The organism is Streptomyces sp. NPDC048353 (assembly GCF_055587165.1).
The window spans coordinates 570,297-591,192 of the sequence record NZ_JBVJGU010000004.1 but is presented as its reverse complement, the minus strand read 5'-3'; the positions used below and the strand labels follow the sequence as shown (position 1 = coordinate 591,192).

The 20,896-nt window shown below is 73.7% G+C and carries 18 protein-coding genes and 1 riboswitch; of the genes, 8 read left to right on the top strand and 10 right to left on the bottom strand.

The features are described 5' to 3' along the window. Positions 1-21 precede the first annotated feature (21 nt). The 3 genes from ACZ6RC_RS17820 to ACZ6RC_RS17810 all read right to left on the bottom strand — a co-directional run bounded on the left by ACZ6RC_RS17820 (position 22) and on the right by ACZ6RC_RS17810 (position 4,245). Complete coding sequence (locus ACZ6RC_RS17820) at positions 22-2,031, bottom strand: prolyl oligopeptidase family serine peptidase (protein WP_469584371.1); 2,010 nt, start codon at positions 2,029-2,031, stop codon at positions 22-24. Positions 2,032-2,150: 119 nt separating this feature from the next. Beyond that, a complete protein-coding gene (locus ACZ6RC_RS17815; RefSeq protein WP_469583969.1) occupies positions 2,151-2,504 on the bottom strand; it encodes a hypothetical protein in 354 nt (117 codons plus the stop codon). A gap of 238 nt (positions 2,505-2,742) precedes the next feature. After that, entirely contained in the window at positions 2,743-4,245 is a 1,503-nt protein-coding gene (locus ACZ6RC_RS17810) for a carboxylesterase/lipase family protein (RefSeq protein WP_469583966.1), read from the bottom strand. A 302-nt stretch (positions 4,246-4,547) separates the two neighbouring features. Here ACZ6RC_RS17810 and ACZ6RC_RS17805 point away from each other — a divergent pair, with 302 nt between their 5' ends. Continuing rightward, positions 4,548-6,587, top strand: a complete 2,040-nt coding sequence (locus tag ACZ6RC_RS17805) for a phosphocholine-specific phospholipase C (protein ID WP_469583963.1) — start codon at positions 4,548-4,550, stop codon at positions 6,585-6,587. Positions 6,588-6,641: 54 nt separating this feature from the next. On the opposite strand, the gene ACZ6RC_RS17800 is transcribed toward ACZ6RC_RS17805, so the two are convergent. After that, positions 6,642-7,214 carry a hypothetical protein gene (locus ACZ6RC_RS17800; RefSeq protein ID WP_469583960.1) on the bottom strand — a complete coding sequence of 191 codons (573 nt, stop codon included), beginning with the start codon at positions 7,212-7,214 and terminating at the stop codon, positions 6,642-6,644. Then, entirely contained in the window at positions 7,211-7,657 is a 447-nt protein-coding gene (locus ACZ6RC_RS17795) for a PadR family transcriptional regulator (protein WP_453616807.1), read from the bottom strand. The genes ACZ6RC_RS17800 and ACZ6RC_RS17795 overlap by 4 nt, the downstream gene beginning before the upstream one ends. A 383-nt stretch (positions 7,658-8,040) precedes the next feature. Next, a riboswitch (cyclic di-AMP (ydaO/yuaA leader) is annotated at positions 8,041-8,200 on the top strand. Positions 8,201-8,202: 2 nt separating this feature from the next. Between ACZ6RC_RS17795 and ACZ6RC_RS17790 the strand changes: the two genes are divergently transcribed. Beyond that, entirely contained in the window at positions 8,203-9,105 is a 903-nt protein-coding gene (locus tag ACZ6RC_RS17790; protein WP_469583956.1) for a LysM peptidoglycan-binding domain-containing protein, read from the top strand. Positions 9,106-9,172: 67 nt separating this feature from the next. On the opposite strand, the gene ACZ6RC_RS17785 is transcribed toward ACZ6RC_RS17790, so the two are convergent. The 5 genes from ACZ6RC_RS17785 to ACZ6RC_RS17765 all read right to left on the bottom strand — a co-directional run bounded on the left by ACZ6RC_RS17785 (position 9,173) and on the right by ACZ6RC_RS17765 (position 14,511). After that, positions 9,173-9,943, bottom strand: coding sequence for a hypothetical protein (locus tag ACZ6RC_RS17785; RefSeq protein WP_469583953.1), 771 nt, complete (start codon positions 9,941-9,943; stop codon positions 9,173-9,175). A 216-nt stretch (positions 9,944-10,159) separates the two neighbouring features. Continuing rightward, entirely contained in the window at positions 10,160-10,738 is a 579-nt protein-coding gene (locus tag ACZ6RC_RS17780; protein ID WP_469583949.1) for a Type-2Aa cytolytic delta-endotoxin, read from the bottom strand. 135 nt (positions 10,739-10,873) lie between these two features. After that, positions 10,874-12,205: a phosphoribosyltransferase family protein gene (locus ACZ6RC_RS17775; protein ID WP_469583946.1), complete on the bottom strand. Its 1,332-nt coding sequence runs from the start codon at positions 12,203-12,205 to the stop codon at positions 10,874-10,876. A 173-nt stretch (positions 12,206-12,378) separates the two neighbouring features. Then, positions 12,379-13,293: a phosphatase domain-containing protein gene (locus ACZ6RC_RS17770; protein WP_469583944.1), complete on the bottom strand. Its 915-nt coding sequence runs from the start codon at positions 13,291-13,293 to the stop codon at positions 12,379-12,381. A 3-nt stretch (positions 13,294-13,296) separates the two neighbouring features. Then, a complete protein-coding gene (locus ACZ6RC_RS17765) occupies positions 13,297-14,511 on the bottom strand; it encodes an RNA ligase (RefSeq protein ID WP_469583941.1) in 1,215 nt (404 codons plus the stop codon). Positions 14,512-14,931: 420 nt separating this feature from the next. Here ACZ6RC_RS17765 and ACZ6RC_RS17760 point away from each other — a divergent pair, with 420 nt between their 5' ends. From ACZ6RC_RS17760 to ACZ6RC_RS17735, 6 genes are all read left to right on the top strand, one after another. Continuing rightward, complete coding sequence (locus tag ACZ6RC_RS17760; protein WP_469583938.1) at positions 14,932-15,546, top strand: ankyrin repeat domain-containing protein; 615 nt, start codon at positions 14,932-14,934, stop codon at positions 15,544-15,546. Next, entirely contained in the window at positions 15,543-16,721 is a 1,179-nt protein-coding gene (locus ACZ6RC_RS17755; RefSeq protein ID WP_469583935.1) for a YncE family protein, read from the top strand. The genes ACZ6RC_RS17760 and ACZ6RC_RS17755 overlap by 4 nt, the downstream gene beginning before the upstream one ends. 228 nt (positions 16,722-16,949) lie before the next feature. Next, positions 16,950-17,900 (top strand): endonuclease/exonuclease/phosphatase family protein, encoded by a 951-nt coding sequence (locus tag ACZ6RC_RS17750; protein ID WP_469583932.1) that lies wholly within the window; start codon positions 16,950-16,952, stop codon positions 17,898-17,900. A gap of 93 nt (positions 17,901-17,993) precedes the next feature. Next, entirely contained in the window at positions 17,994-18,710 is a 717-nt protein-coding gene (locus tag ACZ6RC_RS17745; RefSeq protein ID WP_469583929.1) for a flavodoxin family protein, read from the top strand. Between the two features lie 46 nt (positions 18,711-18,756). Then, positions 18,757-20,034, top strand: a complete 1,278-nt coding sequence (locus tag ACZ6RC_RS17740) for a VWA domain-containing protein (RefSeq protein WP_469583926.1) — start codon at positions 18,757-18,759, stop codon at positions 20,032-20,034. Continuing rightward, entirely contained in the window at positions 20,034-20,888 is an 855-nt protein-coding gene (locus tag ACZ6RC_RS17735) for a hypothetical protein (protein WP_469583923.1), read from the top strand. The genes ACZ6RC_RS17740 and ACZ6RC_RS17735 overlap by 1 nt, the downstream gene beginning before the upstream one ends. The last annotated feature ends 8 nt before the right edge of the window (positions 20,889-20,896 follow it).

Sequence of the window (20,896 nt, the reverse complement as noted above, 5' to 3'; positions counted from 1 at the left end):
GCCCGTCCGGAGCCCGGAAGGTCAGGCGGGCCGGAGGGTCCGCCAGAGGAAGGTGTGCTCCAGGGCGTCGTTGAAGGCCGTCTGCTCGTGGTCGGTCGCGCCCGCGTGGCCCCCTGACAGCGTCTCGTGGAGGAGCACGCGGTACCCGAGCGCGCGCAGCCGGGCCGCGGTCTTGCGGGCGTGGGCCGGATGGACGCGGTCGTCCCGGGTCGAGGTGGTGAGCAGCACGGGCGGATAGGGGCGGTCGGCGCGCAGCCGGTGGTACGGCGAGATCCCGGCCAGGTGCGGGCGGTCGGCGGGATCGTCGGGGTCGCCGTACTCGGCGGTCCAGCTGGCCCCGGCGAGCAGCCGGTGGAAGCGGAGCATGTCGAGCAGCGGTACATGGGCGACGATCGCGCCGAACAGCTCGGGGTATCCGACGAGCATGGCGCCCATCAGCAGACCGCCGTTGCTGCCGCCGGTGATGCCGAGCTGCTGCGGGGTGGTGATGCCCCGGGCGTGGAGGTCGTGGGCGACGGCGGCGAAGTCCTCGAAGGCGCGGTGCCGGTCGGCCTTGAGCGCGGCCCGGTGCCAGTCGGGGCCGTACTCCCCTCCCCCGCGGATGCCCGCCACCACGTAGCTGCCGCCGCGCGCCAGCCAGGCCCGGCCGCGGACGGCGTCGTAGTGCGGCGTCAGGGCGACCTGGAAGCCGCCGTAGCCGGTGAGGAGGACGGGCCCGGGGCCCGTCCGTTCCGGGCCGACGACGGTGTACGGCACGCGGGTGCCGTCGGCGGAGGTCGCGAAGTGGCGGCGGACGGACAGCCCGGAGGCGTCGAACCGCTCGGGCGACCGCTTGATCGTCTCGCTCGCTCCGCCGATCTCGCCGCGGTGCAGGGTGGTGGGCCGGAGGTAGCCGGTGATCGCGAGGAAGTACTCGTCGCCGGTGTCGGGGTCCGTGTCGGTGAGGGTGGCGGACGCCATCGGCGGCACGTCGGCCATCGGCCGGCGCGCCCAGCCGTCGGCGCCGGGCGTGAGGACGTGGACGCGGCCCTCGACGTGGTGCAGGGTCTCGAGGACCAGGTGGTGGCGCGTCCAGGCGTGGCCGATCAGGGCGGTGTCCGCGTCGGGGGCGTACAGCACGGTCGGTTCGCGTGCGCCCGCCATGAAGGCGTCGACGTCGAAGGCGAGGAGCGTGCCCGCCGGGTGTCCGAGCCACGGCGACGTGGGGGTGACCAGCAGCCAGCGGCGGTGGACGGACCGCTCGGCGTCGTCGGGCACCTCGATCTTCCGGAGGGTGTCCCCTTCGCCCAGCAGATAGGTCTCCTGGTTCCAGAAGTCGATGTGGCGGGCCACGAAGTCGCGCTCGAAGCCCGGTGTCGGGTCGTGCCAGGCGGAGACGGACAGGTCCGTTCCGGCCGCTTCGTAGAGGAGTTCGGCCTCGGCGGGTGGGGTGCCGCGCCGCCAGCGGCGTACCGTGCGCGGGTAGCCGGAGGCGGTCATCGTGCCGGGCCCGAGGTCGGTGCCGAGGAAGACGTGGTCGTGGTCGATCCAGGCGATGTCGGTCTTGGCCTCGGGGAGCCGGAAGCCGTCGTCCACGAAGCGGCGGGTGAGCAGGTCGAATTCCCGGACGGCGACGGCGTCGCCGCCGCCGCGCGAGAGGCTCAGCAGCGCGTGGCGGTGCTCGGGCGCGAGGGTCCGGGCGCCGCCCCAGGTCCAGTCCTCGCCCTCGGCGGCGGCCAGCGCGTCGAGGTCGAGGAGGGTGTCCCACTCCGGTTCGTCCTTGCGGTACTGCTCCAGGGTGGTGCGGCGCCATACGCCGCGGACGTGGTCGGCGCTCTGCCGGAAGTCGTAGAGGTACGGGCCGCGGCGGGTGGTGTACGGGATCCGGTCGGGGGCGTCGAGGATCTCGCGCAGCTCGGCCGCCATGGCGGCGAAGCCGGGGTCCTCGGTCAGCTCCGCGACCGTCTCGGCGTTGCGTTCCCGGACCCAGGCGAGCGCCGCAGCCCCCTCGGTCTCTTCGAGCCACCGGTAGGGGTCGGCGTCGGTGCCCACGTCGGTGGCCGTGTCAGTGGCCGTGTCAGTGGCCGTCTCCGGAGCCGGGTCCGTCTGCGGGTCCGTCTGCGGGTCCGTCTGCGGGGACGGGTCCGCGGGGGTGTCGGGTCGGATGTCGGTCACGCGTCGGTGCCGACGCCGGCGGCGGAGGTGTCCAGATCCCACGAGTGCCGCTTGAACTCCCGGAGGAAGTCGGGGTGGTCCTCCCAGTGGCGGGCGACGCCGCGCAGCACGTCCCAGTTGTGCTCCAGGGCCTGGTCGATGATGTCGCGGGTGGCGCGGTCGGCGGTGGCACACTGTGCGGCGAGGCCCTTGACCGCCGCCGCGGCCTTCACGGTGTTGAGGAGTGCGCGCAGGGCGCGGGAGGTGTCGTCCATTCCGAAGCCGTGCTCGCTGCCGGTCTCGGCGTCGAAGAGCGGGCGCAGCCGCGCCTCGATGAACGCGGTGACGCGCTCGAAGTGCTGGGCGTCCATCAGGTCTTCCTCTCCTGGGGCGGGCGGGGTCGGCCCGTCCTCCCGGGTGGTGCGCGGCTGGGTCACGGCGCGCGGGGCCGACGCCGGTTCCCCGTCGTCGGTACGCGCGTCGCGATTATCGCGCGTCCCGGCCCCGGCCCGGTGAAGGGGGCCGAACGCGCGGCGGGCCGTGGGCGCTCCTCCGGTCCGCCCTCGGCGGGCGCTCCGTGAGGGGCGGCGGGCGCGGCCGGGCGCCGGGTCAGAGGCGCAGGACCGCGCGTACGTCGTGCCAGAGGGCGTGCGCGGGTGCCGGGCCCTCCTGCCGGTCGGCCGGGACGGCCCAGACGTGGACCGGGGCCCCGGTCGCGCCGTCGAGCGGCTCCCAGCCCGGGTCCCCGCCGGTGGCGAAGGCGGCCCAGGCGCGGATCATGCGCCGGGAGAGGGCGTGGTCGTCCGCGTCGGCGGGGCCGCCGGTGAGGAAGTCGACGCCGGGTGCGTCCAGCGTGCCGAGGGCGAAGGGGGTGTCGGCGGCGTGCCAGGCGCGGACCGGCGTGCCGTCCGGGCGGGTGCGGCGGCGGTCGAAGCGGGAGAGGTGGGTGCGGCCGCCGGCCCGGGCGTGCGCCCCGGCGAGGCGGGCGGTGTGGGCGGCGAAGAACCCGTCCCCGGCGAGCGCGAGGTACACGTCGAGCACGGGCGCTCCCGGCATCAGGGTGCGGTAGCGGTCGACGAGGTCGGCGGGGAGTTCCCAGTGGGCGGCGAAGCGCGCGAGGTCCTCCTCGGTCGTGGCGGGGGGCATGGTGCCGACCTGGTGCATCAGCCGGTACTCCTCGGTGGTGTGGCAGGCCAGGAGGTCGACGCCGCGGCCGGCGCCGGCGGCGAGGGCGTCGAGCGGGTCGGCGGTGAGGAGCGCGCCGTCGAGGACGGGGCCGTAGATGACCGTGTCGTAGTGGAGCGGGCCTGAGTCGGGGTCGGCGGCGTACCGTGCGACGACGCGGTCCGATGCCTCGACGAGCGTCTGCGGGGACGCGGAGAGCAGGCCCTCGGCGGTGGGTGGGACGCCGGCGGCCTCGGCGACCAGGCGGGCGAGTCCGGCGGCGAGGTCGGGGGAGAACGTGGCGTCGGGGACGCTGTGGACGATGGCGCGGCGGAAGAGGCCGGCGGCGCGTCGGCTGGTCATCAGGCAGACGACCGCTCCGGCACCGGCGGACTGCCCGGCGAGGGTGACCCGGGCCGGGTCGCCGCCGAAGGCGGTGATGTGCTCGCGCACCCACTCCAGTGCGGCGATCTGGTCGAGCAGGCCGCGGTTGTCCGGGAAGCCGGGGACGTGCCCGAACCCCTCGAAGCCGACGCGGTAGTTGCAGCTCACCACGACCAGGCCGGCGCGGGCGAGTGCGGCCCCGTCGTGGTCGGGCTGGGCGGAGGAGCCGAAGGTGTAGGCGCCGCCGTGGAGGAAGAACAGGACGGGGAGCGGTCCGGGGGCGTCGGCCGGTGCCCAGACGTTGAGGGTGAGGACGTCCTCGTCACCGGGGCGCCAGGCGGGGGCGCCGGGCAGCTCCGCGGACTGCGGGGCGACCGGCCCGAAGCGGGTGCCGTCCCGTACCCCGTCCCAGGGTGCGGCGGGCTGCGGCTCCCGGAAGCGGGCGGCCCCGAACGGCAGGGCGGCGTAGGGGATTCCGAGCGTGACGCGCAACCCGTCGGTGAGCGTTCCGCCGACCTCGCCGGTCTTCGTCGCGACGGTCGTACGGGCCACTGAGGCACCCACAGGCGGTCCCCTTCGGTTCGCCGCCGGACGGTCCGACGGGCAGCACAGGCTCCCATGGGCGCCGGGGCCGGGCAATCCGATATCCCGCACGTCGGCGACACCCCCGCCTCGCCCGGCCCGCCCGCAGGCACCGGGGCATTGGTCGTCCGGCAGACCAATCCGGGTGGCGGAGTGAGCCGCACCGCAGCGGCCGACTCGTATGTTCACCAAAGACTTACCGCACGGTCGTATACCTTTGGGCGGCCCTCCCCCATTCTTTCCCCGGTGTGCCGCTGGGGCACCCGGGGACCGAGAGGCGGGGCATGACTCCCATCAGCCGCAGGGGATTCGTCGGGATCGGAGCGGGGCTCGGCGCGGGCCTGGTGGCCGGCGCGGGGGCGCCGGGGGCCTCGGCGTCGACGGCCCTGGCCGCGGGCGCCACCGGCACCATCACGGACGTGAAGCACGTCGTCGTCCTCATGCAGGAGAACCGCAGCTTCGACCACTACTTCGGACGATTGCGCGGTGTCCGCGGCTTCGCCGACCGGGCCGCGGGCAATCTGCCCGGCGGCTGGGGCACGTTCAACCAGCCCAACTGGGGCGCCCGGCAGTATCCGTGGAAGCTCAGCGCCACGCCGCCCGCCGGGGGCGTCGACGGCGAGACGCTGGCCCAGTGCAACGGCGACCTGCCCCACAGCTGGACCTCGCAGCACGCGGCCTGGAACAAGGGCCGGATGGACAACTGGGTGCTGGGGGTCGGCAACACCCGCACGCTGGGGTACCTCGACCGGAGCGACATCCCCTTCCACTACGCCCTCGCCGACCACTACACCGTCTGCGACGCGTACTTCTGCTCGGCGCTGAGCGCCACCGGCCCCAACCGCACCTTCCTGTGGAGCGGGCGGATCGACGCCTCCAGCAAGGACGGCGGGGAGGAGTCGGGGCTCACCTGGGAGACGTACGCCGAGGCCCTGCAGCGCGCCGGGGTGACGTGGAAGGTCTACCAGAACGCGCAGGACAACTACGGCGACAACGGCCTGGCCTACTTCAAGAGGTTCACCGACGCCCGGCCCGGCGACCCGCTGTACGACCGGGGCATGGGGTCCGTGCCCAAGGTCACCGGTTCGACGCCGGACGACATCGCCGCCGCCATCCGTGCGGATGTCGTCGCCGGCACGCTCCCCCAGGTGTCCTGGGTCGTCGCGAGCGAGGCGTTCTCGGAGCACCCGTACGCCCCGCCCGGCGACGGCGCGCACTTCGTGGACCTGGTGTACCGCGCCCTGGCCGCCGACCCGGAGGTCTTCGACGGGACGGTCCTCTTCCTCAACTACGACGAGAACGACGGCTTCTTCGACCACGTGCCGCCGCCGGTCGCCCCGCCGGGGACGCCGGGCGAGTACCTCGACGGCGTGCCGATCGGCCTCGGCTTCCGGGTCCCGATGGTCGTCATGTCCCCGTGGACGCGGGGCGGCTGGGTCAGCTCGGAGGTCTTCGACCACACCTCCGTCCTGCGCTTCATGGAGACGTGGACGGCGGCCATCGGCAAGCCGGCCGCCTGTCCGAACATCAGCGCCTGGCGCCGCAAGGTGACCGGTGACCTCACGGGGGTCTTCGACTTCGCCCGGCCGGTGTACGGGGTGCCGTCGGGGCTGCCCTCGACCGCCAAGGTGATCGGGCAGTCCACGTGCGGTCCGCTGCCGAACCCGGTTCCGCAGGACAACGCGCTGCCCGCGCAGGAGCCGGGCACGCGTCCGGCGCGCGCCCTGCCGTACCAGGTGAACGGCAACCTGGACCGGTTCGAGTTCGGGACGGGGGGCAAGATCCTGGCCTGGTTCTCGATGACGAACCAGGGCGAGCAGGCCCGGCGGGCCGCGCACTTCACGATCCACCCGCACCAGCACCGGGACACGGCGGCCTGGCAGTACACCGTGGACCCGGGCTCGACGTCGTCGGACTACTTCAACATCGGGACGGGCTCGGGGTCGGGGAAGTACGACATCTCGATGATGGGCCCGAACCGCTTCCTGCGCCGCTTCATCGGCGACGCGTCCAAGGCGGGCCGGGCGGTCGAGGTCGCGTCCCGCTTCGCGACGGAGCCCGGCACCGGGAAGACCGCCGTCTACTTCAGGCTGACCAACAGTTCGGCGGGCCCGGTGACGTTCACGATCCGGTCGAACGCCTACCGCTCGGACGGCCCGTGGACGTACACGGTCGCGGCGAACTCCTCGCGTGAGGACCACTTCAACGCGGTGGCCTATCACGGGGGTTGGTACGACTTCACCATCCTGGCGGACATCGACGGCACCTGGTCCCGCCGCTACACCGGCCACATCGAGACCGGCGCGCCGAGCGTGACGGGCTAGCTTGGGCTCGGCGCGGGGCTCGGGCATCCGGGTACGGCGCCGGGCTCGGGCGGGTCAGGTGTGGGCCGGGGCGAGCGGCGCGCGCTTCTTGTTCCGGGCCTCCGCGACGGCGTACGCGCATCCCGGCAGGACCAGCAGCACGCTCGCCCACAGGGGCATCCGGAACAGCGGGTCGACGCCGGCGAGGCTGTCGGTGATCACCAGCGCCGGCAGGCCGACGACGAGCGCGACGAGCCAGCCCTTGCCCAGCCCCAGGGAGCCTCGGCGCAGCTCCAGCGCGACGGTCGTCACGGCGATGGCGCCCCAGAAGGCCGTCCGGCCCGGGGTGACGTCCACGCCCGCCGTCCAGTGGCGCAGGTGGGCGAGCAGCAGCAGGAGGCCCGCCATGAAGGTGATCATGGCGGCGAGGCGCGCCGCGCGGCGGTGGAGCGGCCTGCGCGCCCGGGCCCAGGAGGCGGCGAACGCCGTGACGTCCTCGCCGACGACGTCACGCGGCGTGCGCCCGGCGGCCTCGGCGTCCTGGAGGTGCGCGGCCAGCTCGGCGAGCATGTCGCGGAGGGTCGCGTCGTCGATGCCCCGGTACTCCCAGTTGCTGCGGCATATCGCGAGTACGCGTTCGGTTGTCATGTGGTCTTCTCCCCCGTGGGTGCGTCGGTGTCGGGCGGCTCGCCGGTCCCGGCCGCGGCTTCGGCCCGGGCCTCGGTCGGGGCCCGGTCGGTGGTCGCGGTCAGGATGCGGCCTGCCTGCGCGGAGAACTCCCGCCAGACGGTCCGCCCACTGTCCAGTTCGGCCCGGCCGGCGCCGGTGAGCCGGTAGTACTTGCGGGGCGCGCCGCCGCTGGAGGACGGCGCGCGATAGGACTCGACGAGCCCGGCCCGCTCCATCCGGGCGAGCAGCGGATAGATGCTGCCCTCGCTCACCAGCTCCAGGCCGCTCTCCGTGAGCGCTTCGACGAACTCGTAGCCGTAGCGCGGCCGTTCTCCGATCAGGGAGAGCAGGCACAGGTCGAGCACCCCGCGCAGAAGCTGACTGCGCCGCTGGTCACCGGCGCCCGGCAGCTCCTTTGTCATGCGGTGCATGGTAGTGGTGACTACCTTGCGCCGCAAGACAGCCCTTTCCAGGTCCACCACCCCCCTGAACTATCGCCCCAAAAGGGATATTCAGGTTTATTGGCCGCATTACCTTATTGTTTGCACACTCCGGAGAACAAGCGATAAAGAACGACATTACTGACTCAGTGACGTGAATCACGACGATGCGTGGAACCGTGCCCACCCACCCGTCGACCCCGTACCGCGCAAGGAAGTTCGGCACCGCCCGACGCCCGATCGAGGGCCACGTCACACAAGGCGCGCGCATTCCGCAATTAACCGCGTCATCGGAGACTTGTTTTCGCCGACATTTCTCGCCTACGGTCACCTGCATTCGGACGGATCGCCGAATCCTGCCACCGCCCGAAAGACCACCTATTCACCCGTCGGCAGGAGCGGGGGACCCACTTTTCTCTCCGGTTCGGGATTCCGGATCGGATCGGGGTGAAGTCGCACGCGTGCGGCCGGGCATCTCCAGCCCGAACCCGACAGCTCACCCCGCAGGCGCCGGAGAGGAACCCATCATGCCTGCACACGGTAAGCACCGGCGCCCCAAGCACCGAACCCTCACCCGCGGTCTCACCCTGGCCGGCACCGGCGGCGCGGCCCTGGCCCTGCCCCTGGTCGCGACGGCCGCCGCCCACGCCGCGCCCGCCCCGGCTTCCGCAACCCCCACCGCCATTGCCGCGGAGAGGACCGTTTCCAGCGCCGCGGAAAAGATCAAAGAATCGATTCCCGCCGCTGCCGCTTCGACCGCCCGCACCTATACGGTCGCGTCCGGTGATTCCCTTTCCTTGATCGCACAGGAACAGGGCATCCGGGGCGGCTGGAAGGTTCTCTACACCACCAACCGAAGCGTTGTCGGTGACAATCCGTCACTTATTCACCCGGGTCTCGAACTGACGATCCGCAAGCAGGCGGCCGCCGCGCCCAAGGCCCCCGCGAAGGCCAAGGCGACGCAGCCCAAGGCGAAGGCCAAGGCCAAGCCGAAGAGCGCGACGAGCACGAGCACCGAGCGCGCCAGCCGCTCGCAGGAGCGCGGCGCCGCCCCCGTGAAGGCTGCCCAGCCGGCCGCTCCCGCCGCCGCGCCCGCCGCCCCGCGCTACAGCAACGACCTCGACGGCTGGATCCGCGAGTCGCTCGACATCATGGCCTCGTACGGAATCCCCGGCAGTTACGAGGGCATCCAGCGCAACATCATGCGGGAGTCCTCGGGCAACCCCCAGGCCATCAACCTCTGGGACTCCAACGCCGTGAAGGGCACCCCCTCGAAGGGCCTGCTCCAGGTGATCGAGCCGACCTTCCTGGCCTACCACGTCCCCGGTACGTCGATGGACCTCTTCGACCCGGTCGCGAACATCACCGCCGCCTGCAACTACGCGGCCGACCGCTACGGCTCGATCGACAACGTCAACGGCCCCTACTGATCCTCCCTTCGGGGGCGGACACGGCAGGGCTCCCGGCCGCTCGGGGGCCGGGAGCCCCGCCGTCCGCTCAGCGCGCGATGTCCGCCGCCGGGCCCATCACGATGACCGGCTCCTTCATCGGGTCCAGGGCGCGCAGGAGCTCGGGCATCACCTCGCGGGCGAGCGAGACGCACGCCTGGGTGGGCCCGCCGTGGTCGACGTGGATCCACACCCCGCCGCCCTTCGCCGCCCCGAGGGGCCGCTTCTTGTTCAGCGGACTCGTCCCGGGGATCCGGTTGTAGTCGATGGCGATCACATAGTCGAAGGAGCCTTCCAGCGGCTCTCCGGCGAAGCCCGTGCCCTGGAGGGCGAACTCCTCGTCCTGGTCGTACGGCAGCAGTGAACCGGGGTCCGGGAGCCGACCGCCGGCGTCCCCGATGCGGAACACCCCGATGGGTGACCGCAGATCGCCGGCCACGTGCTCGTCGGTCCAGCCGCGCAGCGCGTTGTGGGCGGGCCACGGTCCTGCGACGCGGTTCCACCGCCTGCTCGGGTCGCGTTCGTAGAGGACGGCCTCGGCCTCGTTGGTGGTCGTCGTCGCGCCGAGCACGACCAGGGCCTGGGTGGTGCCGGCGGGGAAGGCCGCACGCGTGGACGGACCGACTCCGGGAAGGCGGTCGACCCAGGCGGGTTCGGGCCTCGGGGCCGGAGGGCGATGGGGTACGGAGTCGCGGTCGCCCGGCGGTCCAGCCGCTCCCCCGGCGGGTGGCGGGGGCGGGGCCCCGGTACAGGCGGCGAGGAGCAGCGCCGCGCACAGGGTGGTCGTCAACGCTCGTACGGCGGCCTTGCGGACAGGCATGGGACAGCATCCTCCGAGGCGGGGGGAGCAACGCAGCGATCCGTACCCGATCCGCGTCCGACTCTGTCCCCGGTCCCGCACACTCACCCGTCCAGGGCACGCGGCCGGCCGACGCGCCTGGTGAGGCCGCGGATCTCTGGCCTCCGGCCGGGACGGTCGGCTGCTTCCGGCCCGGGACGGCGGGCCGGGGCGGGTGTCCGCCGATTCCTCGGAGGGTCAGGCGGCCAGGCCCAGTTCCTGGCGTACCACGATCGCGTTGAGGCGGATCGCGAACGGGACGATGTCCTCGATCCCCAGCGTGCCGACCCGTGCCTTGTCCAGCCCGAGCGTCACGTCGATGCAGAAGGCGATCGCGTACAGGTACGCACCGGTCTCCTCGTCCTGCAGGGCGAAGAACAGGTCGCGGTAGTACGACGTGCGGTCCTCGGTCTCCTCGTAGTACGACAGCCCCGGCTCGCCCTCCTGCGCGGCGAGGCCGGTGAAGGCGTGGACCAGCTCCTTCTCGATGGTGTCCCAGAAGGAGGCGTCCGCGAACTCCTCCGGGAGCGCCTGCCGGACGGCCTCCTTGAGGGAGAGCACCATAACGAGGACGGGGGCGTTCTCCTGGAGCCCCCAGCCGCGGACCATCTTGACGATGGCGCTGTCCGGTATCGCGGCGGCGGCCTCCCTGATGTTGTCGAAGTCGAAGTTGACGGTCGCCGGGGCGATCGCCTCCTGGAACAGCCGGTCGACGGCCCGGGCCTGGGCGAGATGGTCCGGGCCCACCTCGATGACGGTCTTGAAAGCGGCGGCCATGACTCCTCCTGTGGTGTGGCGGTGATCAAGAGGCGTCAGTATGCCGAGGGGAGGGGCGCCGGGTCGAAGGCGTCCCGCCGTGCGGACGCACCGGGTCGACGGCGCCGCCCTAGGGCCACGGGGCGATCGGTCCGCTCACGCGCCGGGTGCGGCCGGGGGCCGGCGGGTGAAGTGGGCGGCGAACCAGCGGGCGGCGAGGTCGCCGACCCGTTCCAGCGCGCCCGGCTCCTCGAAGAGGTGGCCGGCGCCGGGCACGACCTCGAGCCGGTTCTCGCAGCGGAGTCCCGCTCGGGCCTCTTCGTTCAGGTCGAGGACCAGCGGGTCGGCTCCGCCCACGATGAGGAGGGTGGGGGCGCGGACCGAGGCCAGGTGCGGGCCCGCCAGGTCCGGGCGGCCGCCTCGGGAGACCACGGCGGCGACGGAGGAGGAGGGGTCGGCCGCGGCGCGGAGGGCGGCGGCCGCGCCGGTGCTGGCGCCGAAGTAGCCGAGCGGCAGCCCGTCCGTCGCCTGTCGTTCCGCGAGCCAGGTCGTGGCGCGGGCGAGCCGGTCGGCGAGCAGGGCGGTGTCGAAGACGAGGGCGCGGTCGTCCGCCTCCTCCTCGGTGAGCAGGTCGAAGAGGAGCGTGCCGAGACCGGCGTGGTTCAGGATGTCGGCCACGGCCCGGTTGCGGGGGCTGTGCCGGCTGCTGCCGCTGCCGTGGGCGAAGAGGACGATCCCCGCGGCCCCGCCGGGGACCACGAGGCGGCCCGTGAGCGCCGCCCCGCCCAGGGGGACGCGTACGTCGGTGTCCTCCCGTGGGGCCGCGGCGGGCGGGTCCTCGCCGACCGCCTCGGCGGGGCGGCGGCGGTCCAGGCAGGCGAGGACCTCCTCGTCGGGGGTCTGGGAGAAGTCGCCGTAGAACTGGCCGATCGCGTAGAAGGACTCGGGGTCGTGGACGCAGACCGTCTCCTCCGCCTCTCCGTGGACCCGGCCGGACCAGCCGCGCGGAGCCACGGGGACGGCGAGCACGATCCGTGCGGCGCCCCGGGCCCGTACCACCCGGCAGGCGGCCAGGGCGGTGGCTCCGGTCGCCATGCCGTCGTCCACGACGAGCACCGTCCGCCCGTCCACGGGGAGCGGCCGGCGGCCCCGGCGGTAGCGGTGGCCGCGTTCCTCCAGGACCGCCCGCTCGCGTTCCTCCACCACGGCGAGGTCGCGCTCGGACGCGCCGGTCTCGCGCAGCACCCGCTCGTTGACCACGCGGACGCCGCCCTCGCCGATGGCCCCCATGGCCAGTTCGGGCTGGTAGGGCGCCCCCAGTTTGCGTACGAGACAGATGTCCAGGGGGGCGCCGAGGGCGTCGGCGACCTGCGCGGCCACCGGCACTCCACCGCGCGGGAGCCCGAGCACCACGACGTCCCGGCCCTTGAGGTGGTCCAGTCGGGCGGCGAGCTGCCGGCCCGCGTCGGTGCGGTCGGTGAAGTACACGGTGGTCGCCTCCCGGGTCTGGAGGAGCGGACGCGCGGGCGGCCTGGAGCCACGAGCGGCCCCCGCCCCCGGCCGGACGTCGGATGCCCGCCGAGGGGCGGGGCGGCCGGGTCGGCGCCCATGCGTCCAGGGTAGACGCGCTGGGAGGTGGCCCGTGGTCCCGTGAGTGCTTCCTAGAAGTTGCCGTAGTTGACCTGCCAGGTCGGCAGACCCATGCGCCGCCAGACGGCCACCACCCGGTCCCGGTCGTCCAGGGAAACCCGTACGGCGTACCGGTGGCGTACATGCCGGTCGAAGAGCTCCGACTTGACCAGGTCGTCGGGGCGGCCGTCGCCGGACGGCCGCATCCACAGCTCGTCGTAGGGCACGCCGTGGTGGCGCAGCCAGGCCTCCGTCATCGGCCGGTGGTCCTCGCTGCGCCCCGACAGGAGCACGATCGTGTCCCGGTGCGCCCCCTGGAAGGCGTGCAGGGCGTCCCGTACGGATCCGTTCAGCAGGTCGAGGTCGCAGCGGGTGAAGTCGTACGGGCCCCGGTCGCCGCGCAGGGCGAGCGTGCCGTCGATGTCGCACAGCACCGCCGACGGGAGCGCGAGGTCGGGAACGTACGGCTCGACGGGCGGCTGGTCGTTCAGCCAGGCGTCGGTGAGGCGCCAGCCGCCGCGGGTCGCCTTCGCGTGCTTGTCGGCCAGGATCCGGATGATCTCCTCGCCGACCGGCCTGGCCCGCTCTCCGTCCCGGCGGACGCACTCCTCGAGGGGCACGTCGGTGTGGTCGTGCACGACGAAGGTCGCCCGGCCCGCGACCGCCGCCTTCAGCCGCTTGGGGATGTGGGGGGTGAGGTGCGTGTTGTCGACGACGACGTCGAAACCACCGTCGACGGCGGCACGCACGGCGGCGTCCTGGATGCCGAGGACGGTCTGCTCGTGCGCGTGCGAGCGGCCCCGGTCGTCGGAGGGGAGGTCCAGCATGGTGCGCAGGTCGTCGAGGTTGACGCGGCGCATCCGGCCGTCGGCCCGGGCCTGCAGCTCCCTCGCGGCCGTCGTCTTCCCCGAGGCGGGCAGCCCCGTCATGACGTGTACGACAGGCATGTCTCAGTTCTCCTCGTCGGTCGCGAAGGGGTCGGATGCCTCGGGGCGCACGGCGCGCCAGACGAGGATGTCGGTCGGGCGGCCGTCGAGGCGGAGGAACATCGCCGCCCGGAGGTCGTGGGGCAGATCCCGCACGGCTCGGGCAAACGCTCCCCGGTCGTCGGCCAGGTGCACGACGGTGCGGTACGCCTCGTCGATGGCGTGTTCGCGCGCCGCGGCCTCGTCCTCCAGGCGCGCGATCACCCGGCGCACCCACGTGTCGAACTCGTCCGGCACCTGCTCCAGCAGGGCGTCCAGGGGCCGGCCGCCGTCCGCGCGCACGCCGCCGAGTTCGGCGACGGAGAGGCCAAGCCGCTGGGCGAGCCGCTTCGCCGACACCCCGGCGAAGCGCTGCACGCCGTGGCTGCGCCAGATGTCGCGCTCGGTGACGCCGGTCAGGACCTTGTGGAGGCGCACGTACTCGGAGAGCTTCGCCTTCGCCCGGACGCCCGACGCGAAGCGCAGCACGAACCCCTCGGCGTCGGTGCCGGTGGCGGCGCGGCCGCCCGGCAGGGTGTTGGACTCGGTCAGCTTGACCAGCTCGTCGATGTCCATGGCCGGCCAGACCGTGACGACCGATCCGACGCCCTGCCACCGGGGGGCGGCGTCGGCGAGCGGTATCTCGGTGCCGTCGGCGGCGAAGGCGGCGAGCAGGACCAGGTCCCGGCGGTCGCCGTAGTCGACGACGATACGATTCTGCGGGTACAGGATCTCCGCGAGGTAGGTCACCCCGGGGATCAGCGCCGACGTGTCGGCGGTGTCGATCCGGCGCTGCGCCCAGGTCGCCTGCGCGCTGATGAAGGACCCTTTGGAGGCGACGCGCCAGCGGCCCGCGTAGTGGAAGACCACCGCGAGGCTGCCGTCGACCTTGTCGTAGACCTCGAACGGCTCGTCCGGCAGCGCGGACGCGTAGGGCTGACCGGTCGCGTGCTCACCGATGTTGAAGAACTTCGGCAGCGGCAGGGCGACGATCTCGCCGGTGACGTCGTCGGCGACGAGGCCGCGGCAGCGGGTGGTGACCCGGTTCCAGATCCGCTCGTACTGGCAGACCCGGGTGTACGTGTAGATCGAGAGCGGCAGCTCGGGGTGCGCCTTGCGCGTGACATGGCCGGCGTCGAGCGCGGCGGCCAGCTCGGCGGCGGGCAGCAGTGCGTGAAGAGTCAGGGTCCCCTGGCTCATGGATTCCTCCTGGCGTGTGGTGACTCATTGTCACGTACGGGAGGCCGCCTCCGACACCGAATTTGCCCTGGCCGGAGCCGTCGTCGGCACGGGGCGGTCGTCGGCACGGAATCGTCGTCGGCACGGGGCCGTGCCGGTGCCCCGGAGGGCTCGGGGTCAGCCGATCGGTGGACCCGGGGGTCAGCCGTCCGGTCCTCCGTCCCCAGCCGCCGGGCCGACCCCGGCGGGCGTGGGGCGCCCCCAGGATGGAGACCGCGAGGCCCCACGGCCCCACGGCCCCACGGCCCCACCGCCCCCTCGCCCAGGGCCCCGCACCGCGCGGGGACCGACCGGGCACCGCCACCGCTGCCGCCACCGCCACCGGCCGTTCCGGCAGGCCTCGCCCCAGGAACTCGGCCCGAGGAACGCAGGAGGACGCCCATGCATCCGAACGACCGGCCGCTCCTGGCGGCCGCGCACCAGGGGGACGCCTCGGCGGTGCGCGGCGCGCTCGCCGCGTGCGCGCACGTCGAGAGCCGCGACGACGAGGGCCGTACGCCGCTGCTGCCGGCCGCCCTTGCCGACCGGGTGGACGTCGCGGAGCTGCTGATCGCGGCGGGAGCCGACCCGAACGCCAGGGACGTCGCGGGCGATACACCGTGGCTGGCCCCCGGCGTCACGGGCAGCATGCCCATGCTGCGCGCCCTGCTGCCCGCCGGTCCGGACCTGAGCCTGACGAACCGCTTCGGCGGCACCTCGCTCATCCCCGCCGCCGAGCGCGGTCATGTCGCCTACGTCCGGGCCGTGCCGTGCGAGACGGACACCGACATCGACCACGTCAACCGGCTGCGGTGGACCGCGCCGCTGGAGGCGGTGATCCTCGGCGACGGCGGCCGCGCCCACCAGGAGACGGTCGAGCTGCTGATCACCGCCGGGGCGGATCCGCTGCTCGCGGACCACGACGGCACCACGCCGCTCCAGCACGCGAGTCGACGCGGCTTCGACGCGATCGCCGGTCTGCCGGCGGCCACCACCCGGCGGGTGACCGCCCGATGAGGACACGTGCGCCGGCCCTCGCCCTCGCCGCCGCGGCCCTGCTCGTCGGGTGCGCGCCGGGCGGATCCGCCGAGAGCGGCGGCACGTCCCCCGGAAGCGGGAGCCGCGCCTCCGCCCCGCCGCCCCCTTCCGCCCCGCCGTCCTCCGCCCCGCCGTCCTCCGGTGTGGCGCCTTCCCCGGGCGCCGCGTCGACGGTCAGGACGCCCGAAGGAACCCTGCTCGTGGCCGACTTCGGTTCGGACACCGTCACCTTCGTCGACCCGGTGCGGGGCGCGATCGGCTCCGTCGAGGTGGGCACCGCGCCGTACGGCCTGGCCGTCGGCGAGGACGGGCTCGCCTGGGTCGCCACGGCCGAGGGCGTCGCCGTCGTCGACACCCGCCTGCGCAGACGCCTGGGCCTCGTGCCGTACGAGACGGAGACCGGGCCCGTCACCACCGGCGAGTACCGGGGTGGCGGCATGGGTGTCGCACTCTCCCCCGACGGCACGCGGGTGTACGTCGGCGTCAACGTCCCCGGCGGGAACGGGACCCTGGAGGTCGTCGACACCGCGAGCCGCGCGGTGACGGAGACCGTGCCTGTGGGGCGTCGCCCCTTCGATGTCGACGTCTCGCGCGACGGCTCCGAGGTGTACGTGACGAACCACGACTCCTTCGACGTGACCGTCGTCCCCGCGGGCTCGCTCACACCGCGACGCGTCGAGGTCGCCCCGTACGGCACCGAGGGCGGGCTCGGCTCCTGGCTGAAGCCGCACTACGCCGTCGTCCGGCCCTCGGATGGCAGGCTGCTGCTCCCCTTCGAGGGCGAGCGCCTGGTGGTCGTCGACCCGCGCACCGGACGCTCCGAGATCGAGCCGATGACGGCGAACACCCACCAGCACGGCGCGACGACCGCGCCGGACGGCACGCTCCTCGTCGTCGGGACCGGCCCGATCGACCCGTCCTCGGACCGGGGTCCGTCGCTCACCGTCCGCGCTCCCGACGGCGAGGAGCGCGTGTATCCGCTGGACGGCGCCCACGAGGACGTCGCGGTCTCCGACGACGGCCGGACGGCGTACGTCACCGGCGGCTTCACCCGGGACGGCTTCTGGAACGGCATCACCGTCGTGGACCTCGCCACCGGGGACAGCCGCCGTCTCGCCGCGGGCGAACGGCCGCTGGGCATCGCGGTCCTGTAGCCGCCGCCGGGCGCCCGTCCACCGCTGGGGTAGACCGGGACGTCCGCCGTGGTGCCCCGGGCTGCGCCCTCCGGCCGACCGGAACGCCCGCCCCAGGAGTCGGGACGCGAACCGTGCCCGGCCGCCCGCCTCACCTCCCGCAACCGGGTCCCCCTCCCCCGCGTCCCCCTTCTCGGCGCACCCGCCCCGCGCCGGGACCGTGAGGGCGCCGGAAGAGAAGGAACGATCTTGCGAGAGCGCACGACCGCCCCCAGGGGGCTACGGCGGCCCGGCCTGGTGACCGTCGCGCTGATGGGCGCGACCGCCTGCGCGCTGCTGTTCCACGCGGCCCTGCCGGGCCTGCCCGGCCATCCCGTCAGCCTGCTGCAGACCTTCCTGCCGTGGCTGGGACTCGCCGTACCGGCCGGGCTCGTCGTGGCGGCGGTCCGCCGGTCGCGTACCGCCGCGGTGGCCTGCGCGGTGGTCGCGGCCGTCTGGGCGGGCGTGTTCCGGCAGACGCTGCTGCCCGCGGCCCCCGACACGTACGACATGACGGTCGTGCAGCACAACGTCAGCGACGAGAACCCCGATCCGGGCCGCGTCGCGCGGGTCGTGCTCGGCGCCGACCCCGATCTCGTCGCCCTGGAGGAGGTCACCCCGGCCCGGCTGCCCGCCTTCCGCTCCGCGTTCGCCCGCACCCATCCCCATCACGCGCACGTCGGCACGGTGGCCCTGTGGTCGACGTACCCGCTGAAGGACGTCTCCCGGGTCGACATCAAGCCCCGGGCGGTGGGCCCCGGGTGGGACCGCGGGCTGCGCGCCGTCGTGCGCGGCCCGCGCGGGGACATCGCCGCCTATGTGGCGCACCTGCCGTCCGTACGGATCCGCCCCACCGAGGGGTACGCCACGGGATGGCGCGACGAGAGCGCCGCTCGGCTCGGCCGCTCCCTCGCCGCCGAGCGGGAGGCCACCGCGCTGGTCCTCGGCGACCTCAACGGCACCGCCGCCGACCGGGGTCTGCGCCCGGTGACCGACCTGGCGCGGGGCAGCCGGGCCGAGTGGGCGTTCAGCTGGCCGGCGAGCCTGCCCCTGGCACGCATCGACCACGTCCTGGCGCGGGGTGCGACGGTGGTCGAGACGTGGACCCTGCCTGCCACCGGGAGCGACCATCTGCCCGTCGCCGCGCGCGTCCGGTGGTGAGGCGGCCCACCCGTTCAGCGCTCCCGGGTGGCCCCGGCGCCCGGGGCTGAGGAGGCTTGCGTCCGGTGCCCCCATCCCGCGAGGAGACGGCCGATGCCGGCGACTGCGTACCGCTACGACGATCTGCGCGCCCTGTACCTCAACTGCACGCTCAAGCGGTCCCCCGAGACGAGCAACACCGAGGGGCTGATCGAGCGCAGCCGGGCCGTGATGGAGGCGCAGGGGGTGGCGACGTCGCTGGTGCGGCCGGTCGACCTCGACCTCGCGACGGGTGTGTGGCCGGACATGACCGAGCACGGCTGGGAGACGGACGCCTGGCCGGAGCTTTACGAGCGGGTGATGGGCGCGGACATCCTGGTGCTGTGCGGTCCCATCTGGCTCGGCGACAACAGTTCCGTGATGAAGCGGGTCGTGGAGCGGCTGTACGCGTGTTCCAGCCTGCTCAACGGCGAGGGACAGTACGCCTACTACGGGCGGGTCGGCGGCTGTCTGATCACCGGGAACGAGGACGGGGTCAAGCACTGTGCGATGAACGTCCTGTACAGCCTCCAGCACCTGGGCTATGTCATCCCGCCGCAGGCGGACGCGGGGTGGATCGGCGAGGCGGGCCCCGGGCCGTCCTACCTGGACGCCGGGTCGGGCGGCCCCGAGAACGACTTCACCAATCGCAACACGTCGTTCATGGCGTGGAACCTGATGCACCTCGCCGCGATGATCAAGGCGGCCGGCGGCATCCCCGCGCACGGCAACCAGCGCACCGCCTGGGACGCGGGCTGCCGGGCCGACTTCCCCAACCCCGAGCACCGCTGAACCCTCGCGTTTGGATTGTCGGACGATCATCCCTACGATCCGGCAGATGATCACGAGAAAACGGCTGGCGACCGGGGCTTGCGCGCTGCTCGCCGCCCTGGCCGTCGGGCTCGTCCCCTCCGGCGCGGCCGCCGACGAACCGGCGGCCGAGGCATCCCCCAAGGTCGAGCTGGTCCTCGACGTCAGCGGCTCGATGCGGGCCCGCGACATCGACGGCCAGTCCCGGATGGCGGCCGCCAAGCAGGCGTTCAACGAGGTGCTCGACGCGGTACCGGAGGAGGTGCTGCTCGGCATACGCACGCTCGGCGCCGACTATCCCGGGCAGGACCGCAAGAAGGGCTGCGAGGATACCCGGCAGCTCTACCCCGTCGGCCCGCTCGACCGGACCGAGGCGAAGACGGCCGTGGCCACCCTGGCTCCCACCGGCTGGACGCCGATCGGGCCCGCCCTGCTGGGCGCGGCCGAGGACCTCAAGGGCGGTGACGCCACCCGCCGGATCGTGCTCATCACGGACGGGGAGGACACCTGCGCCCCGCTCGACCCCTGCGAGGTGGCGCGGGGCATCGCCGCGCAGGGGATCCATCTGACCATCGACACCCTCGGCCTGGTGCCGAACGCCAAGATCCGCCAACAGCTCACCTGCATCGCTGAGGCGACCGGCGGCACCTACACCTCGGTCCGCCACACGGAGGAACTCTCCAAGCGCGTCCGGCAGTTGGTCGACCGCGCGGCCGACCCGGTGGTCACCCCTGTCGCCACCGAGGGCGCCGACAGGTGCGCGGCCGCACCGCTGCTCAAGCCCGGCCTCTACACCGACCGTGAGACCTTCGGCCAGCACCGTTGGTACCGCGTGGACGTGCTGCCCGGTCAGGAACTGCGCGCCTCGGTCAGCATCTCGGCCGACCGCGCGGTGAACGACGACTACGGCGTGCTGATGCGCGCGGTGACCGTGCACGGACGGGAGATCGTCCGCGGGTCGGAGGCGGGCGACGGACGCACGGACGTGATCTCGACCGGTCTGCGCTATCCCAAGCCCCCGCGCGACGACGCCGACGGGGACGACGGCAAGCCGGCCGCCGAGACCGTCTGTCTCCAGATCGGCAACTCCTTCTCCGCGCCCCCTTCGGTGAAGACGACGCCCGGCATGCCGATCGAGCTGGCCGTCGACGTGGTCGACGCGCCCGACGAGGCGTCCGACGTGGCCGCCTTCGGTCTCGGGCGCGGCTGGTGGCTGCTCGGCGTGCTCGTACTGGCCGGTTTCGTGGGTGGCCTGCTGTGGGGCTGGCTGTCCCGCTGGCGCGTCGCCGTCTGGAGGACCAACTGATGCGTAGCGTACGCACGCTGACCGCCGCACTGCTGGCGGGCACCGCCCTGCTCGGTACGGCCGGACCCGCCCTGGCCGACTCGCCGACCCCGGCGGCCACCTCCACGGAGGCAGCCGGCGGGAACGAGGCGGACGGGAGCGCCCCGGCCCCGACGGAGGCGGGCACCACCTTCCGTACCGCCGCCGCGTTCCGGCAGGGGCAGCAGGCGACTGCCGAGGCCTCCACCGGCGACTACCTCTACTGGGTCTTCCCGGCCGACAGCGGGCAGCGCCCGACCGTGACCGCCTCGGTCACCCTGCCCGAGCCGGCCGCCCGGCACGGCGCGTCGACCTGGCGGATCGACGTCTACGACGGTCTGCGGCGCCACCAGCCGTGCGTGTACGGCATGCAGTCCAGGGTCGCGGCGAAGGAGGCCGCGACGGTCGAGCTCGCCTGCACCCTGCGCACCGTCCGCCCCTGGGCGGAGACCTGGGACGAGGATCCGCTGCCGGGCAGCTACTACGTACGGCTGACGGTGACCGGTCTCCCTGAGGAGGACCTCGGCCTGCCGTTCACCACGAAGGTCGGCGCGGTCTCCACCGAGCGGGGCGGCGCGTACGCCGGCGGCGGATCGCTCGCCGCCCCGCTCGTGCCCGGCGCTACCACGGCGGACGTCGCGGAGGCCGACGCCGACGCGGGCAAGCCGTCCGTGGTCGAGGCCCGGGCGCCCGAGGACGGCTGGTCCTCCGGCTGGTGGTCCGACCGCTGGGTGTGGACGGCGGTGGGCGGAGTGCTCGGCGCGCTCGCCGGGATCGGCGGCTACACCCTGACCCGCGGCGCGGGCCGCCCCTCACGGATCCCGCCGGCCGCCTGAGACGGACG